Source organism: Tsukamurella hominis, assembly GCF_965137015.1.
Classification (GTDB): Bacteria; Actinomycetota; Actinomycetes; order Mycobacteriales; family Mycobacteriaceae; genus Tsukamurella; species Tsukamurella hominis.
The window spans coordinates 83,479-99,089 of sequence record NZ_CBCRZG010000009.1 but is presented as its reverse complement, the minus strand read 5'-3'; the positions used below and the strand labels follow the sequence as shown (position 1 = coordinate 99,089).

Sequence of the window (15,611 nt, the reverse complement as noted above, 5' to 3'; positions counted from 1 at the left end):
TGGGGTAGGTAACGATTCGATAACAACTGCTACTCGCGGGAAACATCGGTGATCGTGGTCACGTGGTGGTGGACCTGCGTGGATTCATGGGTGTATCGGCAGTCGGATACACCCGTGAATCGATATCTCCAAGCTACTCGCCGGTATACCGACTGGTTACATATCTGCACGTCAGAGGTAGTGCGAATCCTGTGGTCTTATGGAATACGGGTTTTCCGCGGGCCTGCCGCGGACGTGCCGTCATAGCGGCGCGCAGCGAGCTGATCCGAGGAGATTCATGACTGTCGACGACTTCGTCACCGCCAACGCACGCACCGCCAAGGGACCGCGGAGCAACGACGCGCTGGTGGACAGGTTGGCAGCGGGGGAGCAGTACGCGCTCACCTTCGGCGGCCAGGGCGGCCCCTGGCTGCCCGGTCTGGTCTCGCTCCTGGAGCAGACCGGCCTGGCCGACGATCCCGAGTACCGCGACCTCTTCGACGGCTTCGTCGCGCGCGCCGACAGCGTGCTCGAGCCCGTCCGCGCCGAGCTGCTCCGCGCGCAGGCCCTGACCTTCGACCCGATGCGCTGGCGCGACGCGTCCATCGCCGCCTCCGAGGCCGAGACCACCGACGAGGACGAGGACCAGGCGCAGGCCGCCGCGGGTCCGGCGTCGCGCCGGCTGCTCGCCCCGCAGGTCGACGGTGCCGTCTTCTCCGTGCCCGGCGTGCTGTTCGCGCAGCTCGTCGCCCTGTACGGCCTCGAGGCCCAGGGCCTCGACCCGTGGGACGTGCCGCCCGTCGCCGCCATCGGCCACTCGCAGGGCCTGCTCGCCGTCTCCGCCTTCGCCTCGCGCGGCAACGAGGGCGACCTCCTCGCCATCGCGCGCCTCATCGGCGCCGCGGGCCGCGTCGTCGCCCGCCGCAAGGGCCTCGTCGCTCTGGGCGGCGCCACCCCGATGATGGCGGTCACCGGCGTCCGCCGGGACAAGCTCGAGAAGCTGCTCGCCGACTTCACCGCCACCGTCGCCTTCGACGCCTGCGGCCCCGTGCTCGCCGTGCGCAACAACCGCAACTCCTTCGTGCTCACCGGCACCCCGAAGCTGCTCGCCGGCTTCCGCGAGTTCTGCGAGTCCGTCGCCGAGGCCGAGGAGGAGCAGCGCAAGGAGAAGCTCACCGGCGGCGCCGCCTTCGCGCCGAAGTTCGAGGACGTCGCGGTCGACATCGGCTTCCACCACCCCGCCCTCGCCGACGGCGTCGGCCTGGTCACGGAGTGGGCCGAGCGCTGCGGCCTCGACGCCGCCACCGCCGCCCGCCTCGCCGCGGCCGTCCTCGTGGAGCCCGTGGACTGGGTCGACGAGGTCGACGGCGCGATCGGCAAGGGCGCCCGCTGGCTCATCGACCTCGGCCCCGAGGACATCGCCACCAAGCTCTCCGCAGCCCCCGCGCGCGGCCGCGGCGTCGGCCTCGTGCCCGCCACCACGCTGCGCGGCGCCCGCAACCTCTTCTCGCCCGGCGGCGTGCCGGAGCTCCCGCTGGCCTGGTCGGAGTTCTCGCCGCGCCTGGTGACCCTGCCCGACGGCCGCACCGTGCTGTCCACCCGCTTCACCGAGCTCACCGGCCGCAGCCCGATCCTGCTCGCCGGCATGACCCCGACCACCGTCGATCCCGGCATCGTCGCCGCGGCCGCCAACGCCGGCCACTGGGCCGAGCTGGCCGGCGGCGGCCAGGTGACCGAGCCGATCTTCGCCGACAACGTCGAGAAGCTGACCGCGCTCCTCGAGCCGGGCCGCGCCGCGCAGTTCAACTCGCTCTTCCTCGACCCGTACCTGTGGAAGCTGCAGCTCGGCGGGAAGCGCATCGTGCAGAAGGCCCGCGCCGCGGGCGCCCCGCTCGACGGCGTGATCATCACCGCCGGCATTCCCGAGCTGGAGGAGGCCACGGCCCTCGTCGAGGAGCTCACCGAGGCCGGCATGCGGCACGTCGCCTTCAAGCCGGGCACCGTCGAGCAGATCCGCCAGGTGGCGCGCATCGCCGCCGAGGTCCCGCAGTTCCCCGTGATCGTGCACGTCGAGGGCGGCAAGGCCGGCGGCCACCACTCCTGGGAGGACCTCGACGAGCTGCTGCTCGTGACCTACGCCGAGCTCCGCGACCGCAACAACGTCGTCCTCGCGGTCGGCGGCGGCATCGGCACGCCCGAGCTGGCGGCCCAGTACCTCTCCGGTGAGTGGTCGCGCAAGTACGGCGCCCCCGCGATGCCCGTCGACGGCATCCTCGTCGGCACCGCCGCGATGGCGACGCTCGAGGCCACGACGTCGGACGACGTCAAGCGCCTGCTCGCCGAGATCCCCGGCACCCCCGCCTGGATCGGCGCCGGCCACGCCGGCGGCGGCATGGCGTCGGGCCGCAGCCAGCTGGGCGCCGACATCCACGAGATCGACAACACCGCCTCCGCGTGCGGCCGCCTGCTCGACGAGGTCGCCGGTGACGGCGACGCCGTGGCCGAGCGCCGCGACGAGATCGTCGCCGCGATGGCCGGCACCGCCAAGCCCTACTTCGGCGACGCCGACGCGATGACATACGCGCAGTGGCTCGAGCGCTACCTCGAGCTCTCGGTCGGCACTCGCGAGCAGCTCGCCGCCGCCGACGCGAGCCGCTTCGGCGACTACGGCTGGCTGGACATCACCCACCAGGACCGCTTCCTGTCGATGCTGCACCGCGCCGAGGCCCGCCTCGCGCCCGAGGACCGCGGCCCCATCGAGACCGCCTTCGCGGACGTCGCCGCGACCGACGACGCCTACGCCGCGCTCGATCGCCTGCTCCAGCGCTACCCGGAGGCCGCCGACACCCGCCTGCACCCGGCCGACGTGCCCTTCTTCGTCTCGCTGTGCCGCACCCCCGGCAAGCCGGTGAACTTCGTGCCCGTCGTCGACAAGGACGTCCGCCGCTGGTGGCGCTCCGATTCGCTGTGGCAGGCGCACTCGCCCCGCTACTCCGCCGATGAGGTGTGCATCATCCCCGGCCCGGAGGCCGTCGCCGGCATCACCCGCGTCGACGAGCCCGTCGGCGACCTGCTCAACCGCTTCGAGGCCGAGCTGGTCCGCCGCCGCCTCGCGGAGGGCGTCGTCGCGGAGGCCGTCGCCGGCCGCCGCGTCGTGCCGGGTGTCCAGTCCGTGCCGCTCGCGCGGGCCCTGGCCGCCACGAACATCCTGTGGGCCGGCCGCCTCGTGCACAGCCCCATCGCCCGCCTGGGCGCGGGCAGCACCTGGACCGTCGAGGCCGACGGTGACTCCGCCCTGCACTCCGCCACCGGCGCGCGCCTGCGGGTGACCGGCCCGAACGCGGTCGTCCTCGAGATCCCGGTCTCGGGCACCGACCTCGTGATCCCGATCCAGGTCCCCGACAGCTGCGCCGACGGCGGCGTGCCCGTCATCGAACTCGGCGCCGCCAGCGAGTCCATGTCGAAGCTCGTCGCCCTCGCCGCCGCGGGCGATCTGCCCGCCGTCTCCGACGGTGCCGCGACCATCGACTTCGAGTTCCGCGCCGAGGACGCCGCCGACCACGCGGCGATCACGGCGGACAGCCTCCCCGTCGGCCTGTCGGCCCTGTACGGCGACGAGCAGCTGGCCGTGCCGGACGCCTTCGTCGGCCTGTGCTGGCCCGCGTCCTTCGCCGTGGTCGGCGCCGCCACCACCGCCGAGGGCCGCCCCGTCGTCGAGGGCATGCTCGACCTGGTGCACCTCGATCACGCGATCGAGCTGGCCGCGAACCCGACGCCGGGCGCCTACCGCGCCACCGCGCGGCTGGAGGACGTGACCGCCACCGACATCGGCACCGTCGTCACCGTCGGCATCGACGTCCGCGCCCCCGGCGCCGACGCTCCGGCCGTCGTCATGACCGAGCGCTTCGCGATCCGCGGCCGCACCGGCGAGGCCGAGCTGGCCGACCCGCAGCCCGCGGGCGGCGCCCGCGGCGAGACCGCCACCGAGACCCCGCGCAAGCGGGTCCGGCAGGCCGTGGTCAACGCCCCGCAGGACATGAGCGGCTTCGCGGCCGTCTCCGGCGACCACAACCCGATCCACACCTCGCAGGTCGCCGCCAGCCTGGCCGGCCTGCCCGGCCCGATCGTCCACGGCATGTGGCTCTCGGCCGCCGCGCAGCAGGTGGCCTCCGCCTCCAACGGCGACGTCATGCACCGAAAGATCCGCGGCTGGACCACCCGCTTCCTGGGCATGGTGCTCCCGGGCGACGAGGTGCAGTTCACCGTCGAGCGGGTCGGCATCGACCGCGGCGGCGAGCTGCTCGAGGTCACCGCGCGGGTCGGCGACGATCTCGTGATGGCCGCCTCGGCCGTGGCCTTCCCGGCCGTCACCGCGTACGTCTTCCCCGGCCAGGGCATCCAGGGCAAGGGCATGGGCCTGAACCAGCGCTCGCGCAGCAAGGCCGCGCGCGAGGTCTGGGACGCCGCCGACGCGCACACCCGCGAGAACCTCGGCTTCTCCATCCTCGCCGTGGTCCGCGACAACCCGCTGTCGATCCGCGCGAACGGCACCGTCTACACCCATCCCGACGGGGTGCTGTACCTGACCGAGTTCACCCAGGTCGCGATGGCGACCGTGGCCTGCGCCCAGCTCGCCGAGCTCACCGAGATCGGCGCCCGCGTCGACGATCCGATCATCGCCGGCCATTCGGTGGGCGAGTACAACGCGCTGGCCTCCGCCGGCGTGCTGCCGCTCGGCACGATCCTCGAGACCGTCTTCCACCGCGGCCGCATCATGCAGCAGCTGGTGCCCCGCGACGAGCAGGGCCGCAGCCCCTACGCGATGGCCGCGCTCCGCCCCGAGCTGTTCGACGTCGACGACGCCGACATCGCGGAATGGGTCGAGGGCAATCTCGAGGGCGCCGACGAGTTCGCCGAGATCGTCAACCTCAACCTGCGCGGCGCGCAGTACGTCGTGGTCGGCAACCAGGCGGGGCTCGACGCGCTCGAGAAGGCGATCGCCGAGCGCACCGGCAGCCCGAAGGCCTTCCAACTGGTGCCGGGCATCGACATCCCGTTCCACTCCTCGGTCCTGCGCGACGGCGTGCCGGAGTTCACCGCGCGCCTGCAGGAGCTGGTGCCCGCCGAGTTCGACTACACCAAGCTCGTCGGCAAGTATTTGCCGAACCTGGTGGCCCGCCCGTTCGAGCTGACCGCCGACTTCGCGGTCTCCATCCTCGACGTGGTGCCCAGCGAGCCCGTCCGCGCGCTCGTCGCCGACTGGGACGCGGCCGCCGCCGACCCGATGGCCACCGCCCGCACGTTGCTCATCGAGCTGCTGGCGTGGCAGTTCGCCAGCCCGGTCCGGTGGATCGAGACGCAGGACCAGCTGCTCATCGACACCGACCACGGCGGCCTGGGCGTCGAGCGGTTCATCGAGGTGGGCCTCGCGTCCGCCCCGACGCTCGCGAACCTCGCCAGCCGCACCCTGGCCCTGGCCTCCTACCAGCGCGCCGCCGCGACGGTGCTCAACGCCGAGCGCGACGCCGCGAAGGTCTTCGCGACCGACGAGGACGTGCCGGAGGACGACGGTGCCGACGCGCCCGCCGAGGTTGCCGCGCCCGCCGCCGCCCCCGCGGCCGCGGCGCCCACCGCCGCGCCGGTGGCGAGCGCACCGTCGGGCGGGCCCCGCCCGGCCGACCTCGGGTTCGACGCCGCGGACGCCACGCGCGCCATGATCGCGATCTGGACCAAGATGCGTCCGGACCAGCTGGAGAAGACCGACACGATCGAGACGCTGTGCGACGGCGTGAGTTCGCGCCGCAACCAGCTCCTGCTCGACCTGGGCTCGGAGCTCAATCTCGGCGCGATCGACGGTGCCGCGGAGGCCGACCTGCCCACGCTGGCCGGCACCGTCACCAAGCTGGCGCGCACCTACAAGCCCCTCGGCCCGGTGCTCTCGGAGACCGTCGGCAACCAGCTGCGCAAGCTGCTGGGCTCCACCGGCAAGCGCCCGAACTACATCACCGAGTACGTCACCGGCACGTGGGAGCTGGGCCCGGGCTGGGCGCAGCACACCGTGCTTGCGCTGGCCACCGGCACCCGCGAGGGCGCCTCGGTCCGCGGCGGCGACCTCGCGACGCTGCTCGACGGCCCCGTCTCCAACGCGGCCGCGCTCGACGCGCTGATCGACCGCGCGGTCGCCGAGGTCGGCGCCGCGCAGGGCGTGCCCGTCGGCAAGCCCTCCGCCGGCGGCGGGGGCGGCGGCGCGACCGTCGACGCCGCGGCGCTGGCCGAGTTCACCTCCGCGATCACGGGGGAGGACGGCGCGCTCGCCTCCTCGGCCCGCGTGCTGCTGCAGAAGCTGGGGCTCGCGAAGGAGGAGGGCGGCCTGCCCGCGCTCGACGACGAGTCGGAGCGGCTCGCCGCGCTGATCGCCACCGAACTGGGCGACGACTGGGCGACCTCGGTCGCGCCGGCCTTCGACGCCAACAAGGCCGTCCTCATCGACGACCGCTGGGCCAGCGCCCGCGAGGATCTGCTCCGCGTGTGGAACATGGACCCGGCGACGTTCCCGACCTACAGCAAGCACATCCTGGAGACCGCCAAGGGCGCCGGCAAGGCGCTGCAGGACCAGGCGCAGTGGTGGGAGAAGAAGGCCACCGAGGCCGGCCGCACCGAGCACGCCCGGGCGTACGCCTTCCTCTCGGGCCTGGCCAAGAGCAGCCCGGAGCCGGGCGTCTACGCGGGGGAGGTCGCCGTCGTCACGGGCGCCTCCGCCGGGTCGATCGCCGCGGCCGTCGCCGCGCGCCTCCTCGCGGGCGGCGCGACGGTGATCGCGACGACCAGCCGGCTCGACGACAAGCGCCTCGACTTCTTCAAGGAGCTGTACCGCACCAGCGCCCGGACCGACGCCGCCCTGTGGATCGTGCCGGCGAACATGGCGAGCTACGCCGACGTCGACGGGCTCGTCGAGTGGATCGGTGAGCGCCAGGCCGAGACCGTGGGCCCGTACACCACGGTCCACAAGGAGGCCCTGGTCCCGACGATGCTGTTCCCGTTCGCGGCGCCCCGCGTCTCGGGCGACATGTCGGACGCCGGGCCGCGCGCCGAGCTCGAGATGAAGATCCTGCTGTGGTCGGTCGAGCGGCTCATCGCCGGCCTCGCCGCCATCGGCAAGGACACCGACCTGGCTTCGCGCCTGCACGTCGTGCTCCCGGGCTCGCCGAACCGCGGCATGTTCGGTGGCGACGGCGCGTACGGCGAGTCGAAGGCCTCCCTGGACGCCCTCGTCACCCGCTGGAACGCCGAGAAGTCCTGGTCGGAGCGCGTCACCCTGGCCCACGCCATCATCGGCTGGGTCCGCGGCACGGGCCTCATGGGCGGCAACGACCCGCTGGTCGAGGCCGTCGAGGCGGCCGGTGTGCGCACCTGGTCGACCTTCGAGATGGCCGACAAGCTGCTCGCGAACGCCAGCGCCGAGGCGCGGGAGCGGGCCGCGACGGCCCCGCTGTTCGACGACCTCACGGGCGGCCTGGGCGGCGTCAACCTGGACATGAAGGCCCTCGCTGAGCAGGCCATGGAGGCGCGTCTGGCGGAGGCCGCCGAGGCCGAGGACGAGGGCACCATCGACGCCCTCCCCGGCGCCCCGGTGGCGACCCTCCGCGACCCGGAATGGGGCTCGGTCGAGGCCCGCCCCGAGGACATGGTCGTGATCGTCGGCGCCGGCGAGGTCGGCCCGTACGGCAGCTCGCGCACCCGCTTCGAGATGGAGGTCGACGAGCGGCTCTCCGCCGCGGGCGTCGCCGAGCTCGCCTGGGTGACCGGCATGATCACGTGGGAGAACGACCCGGAGCCGGGCTGGTACGACGCCGAGTCGGGTGACCTGGTCCCCGAGGCGGAGCTGGCCGACAAGTACCACGACGCGGTCGTGGAGCGCTGCGGCATCCGCGAGTTCAGCGACGACGGCGACATCGTCGACCAGTCCGCGCCGCTGCTGGTGTCGGTCTTCCTGCCCGAGGACATGTCCTTCGTGGTGGCGAACGAGGCCGAGGCCCGCGCCTTCGCGGACGCCGACCCGGAGAACACCGTCGCGGTCCCGATGGAGTCGGGCGAGTGGCGGGTCACCCGCAAGGCGGGTACCGAGATCCGCGTGCCGCGCCGCACCAAGCTGCTGCGGAGTGTCGGCGGGCAGATCCCGGACGGCTTCGACCCCACGCACTGGGGCATCACGCCCGAGATGATCGAGTCGGTCGACCGCCTGGCCCTGTGGAACCTGGTGGCCACCGTGGACGCCTTCATCTCCGCGGGCTTCGAGCCGGCCGAGCTGATGGAGTACGTGCACCCCTCGCACGTCGCCAACACGCAGGGCACCGGCATGGGCGGCATGAGCTCCATGCGCGACCTGTTCATCAACACCCTGCTGGGTGAGCCGAACCAGAACGACATCCTGCAGGAGGCCCTGCCGAACGTCGTCGCCGCGCACGTCGTCCAGAGCTACATCGGCAGCTACGGCGCCATGATCCACCCGGTCGCGGCCTGCGCCACGGCGGCGGTCTCGGTGGAGGAGGGTGTCGACAAGATCAAGGTCGGCAAGGCCCTGTTCGCGGTCACCGGCGGCTTCGACGATCTGTCGATCGAGGGCATCACCGGGTTCGGCATGATGCAGGCCACCGCGGACAGCGAGAAGATGCTGGCCAAGGGCATCAGCCCGCGCCGCTTCTCCCGCGCCAACGACCGGCGTCGCGGCGGTTTCGTCGAGTCCAACGGCGGCGGCACCGTGCTGCTGGCCCGCGGCGACATCGCGGCGAAGATGGGCCTGCCGGTGCTCGGCGTGGTCGCGTGGGCGCAGAGCTTCGGTGACGGCGTGCACACCTCCATCCCGGCGCCGGGCATGGGCGCGCTGTCCGTGGCCGCCGGCGGCCCGGAGGCCCCGATGGCCCGCAGCCTGCGCCAGCTGGGCGTGGCGGCGGACGACGTCTCGATCATCAGCAAGCACGACACGTCGACCAACGCGAACGACCCGAACGAGGCGAACCTGCACGAGCGGATCGCCGCGTCGATCGGTCGCTCCGAGGGCGCCCCGATGTTCGTGGTCTCGCAGAAGTCGCTGACCGGTCACGCCAAGGGCGGCGCCGCCGCCTTCCAGCTGATCGGCATGTGCCAGATGCTCAACGATCAGGTGCTCCCGCCGAACCGCAGCCTCGACTGCGTCGACGACGAGATGCGGAAGTTCCCGCACCTCGTCTGGCTGCGGGAGACGCACCGGTTCGACGACGGCTTCCGTCCCAAGGCGGGCCTGCTCACCTCGCTCGGCTTCGGCCACGTCTCGGGCCTCATCGCGGTCGTGCACCGCGACGCCTTCCTGGCCTCGCTCGACCCGGCGGCGCGCGCCGAGTACCTGGCGACGGCGCGGGAGCGGGAGGTCGCGGGTCGGCGTGCGGTGCTGTCGGCGATGTGCGGCCGGTCGGGCCTGTACCGCAAGCCCCCGGCGGGCCGGCGCTTCGGCGCCGACGCCACCTCGGAGGCGACGGACCGGACCGAGGCGGCCCTGCTGCTCGACGAGGCCGTGCGGCTGGGACCCGACGGCACGTACTGCGCCGACGGATGCCGGTAGCCCGATAGGCTTCCGCCATGGCCGTGGTGGGAGTCGGGATCGACGTGGTGCACGTGCCCGGGTTCGCGGAGCAACTCGCGCAGCCCGGGACCACGATGCTCTCGTCGTTCAGTCCCGCCGAACGACGGGACGCCGCGGGCGACGTGCGCTCTCTGGCCGCCCGGTGGGCGGCCAAAGAGGCCGTCTTCAAGGCGTTCTCGTCGGGCTTCTACGCCCAGCGGCCGGCCGAGAAGGAGGTCGGCGCGCGGGAGGTGGAGGTGGTCTCCGATGCCTGGGGACGGCCGGCGGTACGGGTGTACGGCCGCATCGCGGCCGACCTCGGGCCGGGTGCGACGATCCATGTGTCACTCACCCACGACGGTGACACCGCGGCGGCGTTCGCGGTGATCGAGAGAACTGAAGAGCGCGACGGTCCGAGCGGACCGCACGAGCGCACCGGATAGAGCCGAAAGGGAACAAGCGAGTGTTCAGCCGAATCGCCATCGTGAACCGAGGTGAGGCCGCGATGCGCCTCATCCATGCGGTCCGCGACCTGGCCGCCGAGACCGGGCAGCAGATCGAGACCGTCGCCCTCTACACCGACGTCGACCGCACTGCGACCTTCGTCCGCGAGGCCGACATCGCGTACGACCTGGGCCCCGCTGCGGCGCGCCCGTACCTCAACTACGAGCTGCTCGGCACCGCCCTGCAGGAGACCGGCGCCGACGCGGCGTGGGTCGGCTGGGGTTTCGTCGCCGAGGATCCCGTCTTCGCGGAGAAGTGCGCCGAGGTCGGCGTGACCTTCGTCGGGCCGAGCCCCGAGGCGATGCGGCAGCTCGGCGACAAGATCGGCGCCAAACTGATCGCCGAGGAGGTCGGGGTCCCCGTCGCGCCGTGGAGCCGCGGCCCCGTCGAGACGCTCGAGGACGCCAAGGCCAAGGCCAAGGACATCGGCTACCCGCTCATGCTCAAGGCCACCGCCGGCGGCGGCGGGCGCGGCATCCGCATGGTCGCCTCCGACGCCGATCTCGAGGAGGCCTACCTGCGCACCCGCGACGAGGCCGAGCGCGCCTTCGGCAGCGGCGTCGTCTTCCTCGAGCGCCTGGTCACCGGCGCCCGCCACGTCGAGGTGCAGGTCATCTCCGACGGCGAGACCGCCTGGGCCCTCGGCGTGCGCGACTGCTCCGTGCAGCGCCGCAACCAGAAGGTCATCGAGGAGTCCGCGTCGCCGGTGCTCGGCCCCGAGCAGGTGCAGCGGCTCAAGGAGTCGGCGGAGCGCCTCGCCATCAAGGTCGGCTACCGCGGCGCCGCGACCGTCGAGTTCCTGTACCACCCGGGCGACGACCTGCTCGCCTTCCTCGAGGTGAACACCCGCCTCCAGGTGGAGCACCCGATCACCGAGGTCACCAACGACTTCGACCTGGTCCGTGCCCAGCTGCACGTCGCCTCGGGCGGCAAGCTCGACGGCGAGCGTCCCGTCGAGCGCGGCCACGCCATCGAGGCCCGCCTCAACGCCGAGGATCCCGACCGCGACTTCGCGCCGGCGCCGGGCCGCATCGCGCTGCTCGACCTGCCTGCGGGCCCGGGCATCCGCATCGATACGGGCGTCTCGCAGGGCGACACCATCCCCGCCGACTTCGATTCGATGATCGCCAAGGTCATCGCGTACGGCAGCGACCGCGAGCAGGCGCTGGGCCGCCTGCGTCGGGCCATGAACGAGACCCGCGTCATCATCGAGGGCGGCGCGACCAACAAGAGCTTCGTGCTCGACCTGCTGAACCAGCCCGAGGTGATCGACGGCAGCGCCGACACCGGCTGGATCGATCGGGTCCGCGGCGAGGGCCGCCTGGTCGCCGATCGGCACACCTCCGTGGCCCTGGCCTCCGCGGCCATCGACGCCTACGAGGACGAGGAGCGCACCGAGCTCACCCGCCTGCTGGCCACCGCGTCGGGCGGCCGCCCGCAGGTGCAGCACGAGAGCGGCACTCCGCTGGACTTCAAGCTGCGCGGCGCGAGCTACCGCGTCCGCGTCGCCCGCACCGGCGCGCACAGCTTCCGCCTCGTCATCGACGCCGGTGCGGAGACCCGCACCGCCGACGTCGATCTGGAGCGCTTCGACAACCACACCGGCCAGGCCGTGGTCAACGGCGTCCGGTACCGGCTCACCACCGGCACGCACGGCCCCGTCCACGTGGTCGACGTGGACGGCGTCACGCACCGCGTCAGCCGCGACGAGGGCGGCGTGGTCCGCTCGCCCGCGCCGGCGCTCGTGGTCGCGGTGCCGCTCGCCGTCGGCGACGAGGTCGAGGCCGGTGCGCCGATCCTCGTGCTCGAGTCGATGAAGATGGAGACGGTGCTCCGTGCACCGTTCTCGGCGCGGCTCAAGGAGTGCGCGGTCACCGTCGGTAGCCAGGTCGAGGCCGGCGCGCCGCTGCTGCGCCTCGAGCCCCTCGGCGACGGCGACGAGGAGGCCGCCGGCTCCGCCGCCGGACCGATCGACCTGCCCGCCGAGCCCGCGCAGGTGGGCGCCGTGCAGCGCGCCGCCGCCGGCCGCGAGGCCCTGCGCAGCCAGCTGCTGGGCTACGACGTCGATCCGGCCGACGAGAGCCGCCTGCTCGACGAGTACCTCGTGGACCGCGTCGCGGCCGAGCTCGAGGGCGCCGCGCCCGCGGCGGCCGAGCTGGCGCTGGCGAGCGTCTTCGCCGACCTCGCCGAGCTGGGCCTGCGCCGCTCGGTGGGTGGCGACGACGAGGTGCACAGCCCCCGCGAGCACTTCCACACCTACCTCCGCAGCCTCGACGCCGACCGCGCCGGCCTGCCGGACTCGTACCGGGCGAAGCTGGCCGCGGCGCTCGGCCACTACGGCGTCACCGAGCTCGAGCGCACCGCGGATCTCGAGTCGGCCGTCTTCCGCGTCTTCCTGGCGCAGCAGCGGCCCAAGGTCGGCGTCCGCGTCCTCACGGCGCTGCTGCGCAAGTGGTTGCGCGAGCCGGCCCCGTCGGTCGAGGGCGGCGGCGATGCCCGCGCCGTGCTCGAGCGGCTCATGGACGCGACGCAGTCGCGGTACCCGGTGATCGCCGACCTCGCCCGCGGCGTGGTCTTCGCCTGGTTCGGCCAGCCGCTGCTGCGCGGCAACCGCGAGGGCGTCTACTCGGCGGTCCGTGCGCACCTGACGCATCTCGACCAGAACCCCACGGCCGCCGACCGTTCCGAGCGCATCGCGGAGATGGTGCGCAGCACCGAGCCGCTGGTCCTGCTCCTGGGCGAGCGCCTGGCGGGGGACCACCCCACCGACAACGCCGTCATGCTCGAGGTCCTCACCCGCCGGTACTACGGCAACAAGGGCCTCACCGAGGTCCGCACGCAGGAGGTCGCCGGGGCGGAGTGGGTCGTCGCCGAGCGCGACGGTGCGCTGCTCGCCTCCGCCGCCGTGGCCTACGACGGCCTCAGTGACGCGGTCGCCGGGCTGGCGCAGGTCGCCGAGGGCGCGGCGTCGGTGGACGCCGACATCTACCTCAGCTGGGAGCAGCAGCCGGAGGATCAGGACGAGATGGTGGCCGCGTTCGACAGCGTGCTGTCGGCGCACCCGCTGCCGGCGCAGGTGCGTCGCGTGACGATCACCGTCGCGGGCAGTGGCGGCGCGGTCATGCACCATCACTTCACCTTCCGCGCGGCGACCAACGGGGTCGTCGAGGACCGCCTGATCCGCGGCCTGCACCCGTACATCGCGCAGCGCATGCAGCTGGAGCGGCTGCGCCGCTTCGACCTGACGCGCCTCACCTCGTCGGACGACGAGGAGGTGTACCTGTACCGAGCCGTCGCCAAGGAGAACCCGGCCGACGACCGCCTGGTCGCCTTCGCTCAGGTCCGCGACCTCGCCGCGGTGCGCGACGCCGACGGCCGCCTGCTGGCCCTGCCCACCGCCGAGATCGCGCTCGCCACGTGCGTGGACTCGATCCGTCGGGCCCAGGCCGCCCGCCCGAGCGCGAAGCGGCTGCCCACCAACCGGATCGTCATGTACATCTGGCCGCCGGTGGACCTCAGCGACGCGGAGCTCGAGGCGCTCGCCGGGCACATCGAGTCGACCACGGTCGGCGCGGGCCTCGAGGAGGTGCTGCTCATCGGCCGTCGCCGCGACGCGGCGACCGGCGAGCTGGTCAAGACCGAGGTGCGGGTGTCGTTCAGCCCCACCGGTCGTGCCGACCTCCACATCGGCGAGCCGGTCGAGGACACCGTCGAGCCGATCGACGGCTACCGGCAGAAGGTGCTGCGCGCCGCGAGCCGCAACACCGTCTACCCGTACGAGCTGACCGCGGCGCTGGGCGATTTCGTCGAGTACGAGCTGGCCGAGGGCGACATCGCCGACGTGCTGGTGCCCACCGACCGGCCGAAGGGCCGCAACACCGCGGGCATCGTGGTCGGCGTCATCTCGACGGCGACCGAGCTGTACCCCGAGGGCGTCAAGCGCGTTCTGCTGCTGGGCGATCCGACGAAGTCGCTGGGCGCGCTGGCCGAGGCGGAGTGCCGCCGGATCAGCGCGGCGATCGACCTCGCGCACCGCATGGAGCTGCCCGTCGAGTGGTACGCGCTCTCCGCGGGTGCCCGCATCTCCATGGACTCGGGCACCGAGAACATGGACTGGGTCGCGGCGGCGCTGAAGAAGATCGTCGAGTTCACGCAGCAGGGCGGCGAGATCAACATCGTCTCCGCCGGCATCAACGTGGGCGCGCAGCCGTACTGGAACGCCGAGGCCACGATGCTCATGCACACCAAGGGCGTGCTGATCATGACGCCGGAGTCGGCGATGGTGCTCACCGGCAAGCAGTCGCTGGACTTCTCCGGCGGCGTCTCGGCGGAGGACAACTTCGGCATCGGCGGCTACGACCGCATCATGGGCCCGAACGGCCAGGCGCAGTACTGGGCCGCGGATCTCATGGGCGCGCACCAGATCTTGATGGGGCACTACGCGCACACCTACATCGCACCCGGCGAGCAGGCGCCGCGTCGTGCCGCGACCACGGATCCGTCCGATCGCGACATCACGACGTTCCCGCACGTGCTGGCCGACAGCGACTTCACCACGGTCGGCGACATCTTCTCCGCGGAGAAGAACCCGGATCGCAAGAAGCCCTTCGACATCCGCACCGTGATGCGCGCGCTGTCCGACCAGGACCACGAGGTCCTCGAGCGGTGGGCCGGCATGGCCGACGCCGAGACCGCGGTGGTGCAGGACGTGCACATCGGTGGCATCCCGGTCTGCCTGCTCGGCATCGAGTCGAAGTCGGTGCCGCGCCTGGGCTTCCCGGCGACGGACGGCCCGGACACCTACACCGCCGGCACGCTGTTCCCGCAGTCGTCGAAGAAGGCGGCGCGCGCGATCAACGCGGCGAGCGACAACCGGCCGCTGGTGGTGCTCGCCAACCTGTCGGGCTTCGACGGTTCGCCGGAGTCGCTGCGCAAGCTCCAGCTGGAGTACGGCGCCGAGATCGGCCGCGCGATCGTCAACTTCTCGGGCCCGATCGTGTTCTGCGTGATCTCGCGATACCACGGCGGCGCGTTCGTGGTCTTCAGCAAGCAGCTGAACCCGAACATGACGGTGCTGGCCATCGAGGGCTCCTTCGCCTCGGTGCTGGGCGGCGCCCCCGCCGCCGCGGTGGTGTTCTCGGGCGAGGTCAACGCGCGCACCGCCGGTGACGCGCGGGTCAAGGACCTCGAGGCGCAGGTGGCCGAGGCCACCGGCACCGAGCGCGCGGCGCTGCTCGCCGAGCTCGACGAGGTGCGCGGCTCCGTCCGCGCCGAGAAGCTGGGCGAGGTCGCCTCCGAGTTCGACGGGGTGCACAGCATCCGTCGCGCCGTGGAGGTCGGCTCGGTCGACGAGATCATCGCCGCCGCCGACCTGCGCCCGAAGATCATCTCGGTGATCGAGGCCGCGCAGTAGGACGCACGCTCGAAGGGCACCGTCGGGAATCCCGACGGTGCCCTTCGTCGTTCCAGCGGATGTGCGGGAGCCGCCGAGATTCGTCGTGACCGCCACGGCTTCGCCTCGCACGGCGCTCTC

The 15,611-nt window shown here is 72.8% G+C and carries 3 protein-coding genes; all 3 read left to right on the top strand.

What is annotated here, in order from left to right; genetic code table 11:
• The first annotated feature begins 277 nt into the window (after positions 1-277).
• The 3 genes from ACM9LD_RS13510 to ACM9LD_RS13500 are packed head-to-tail and all read left to right on the top strand — an operon-like array spanning position 278 to position 15,491.
• Complete coding sequence (locus tag ACM9LD_RS13510) at positions 278-9,574, top strand: fatty acid synthase subunit beta domain-containing protein (protein WP_415677153.1); 9,297 nt, start codon at positions 278-280, stop codon at positions 9,572-9,574.
• 17 nt (positions 9,575-9,591) lie between these two features.
• Complete coding sequence (acpS, locus tag ACM9LD_RS13505) at positions 9,592-10,017, top strand: holo-ACP synthase AcpS (RefSeq protein ID WP_415677152.1); 426 nt, start codon at positions 9,592-9,594, stop codon at positions 10,015-10,017.
• Between the two features lie 20 nt (positions 10,018-10,037).
• Positions 10,038-15,491 (top strand): ATP-binding protein, encoded by a 5,454-nt coding sequence (locus ACM9LD_RS13500; protein WP_415677151.1) that lies wholly within the window; start codon positions 10,038-10,040, stop codon positions 15,489-15,491.
• Positions 15,492-15,611 lie beyond the last annotated feature (120 nt).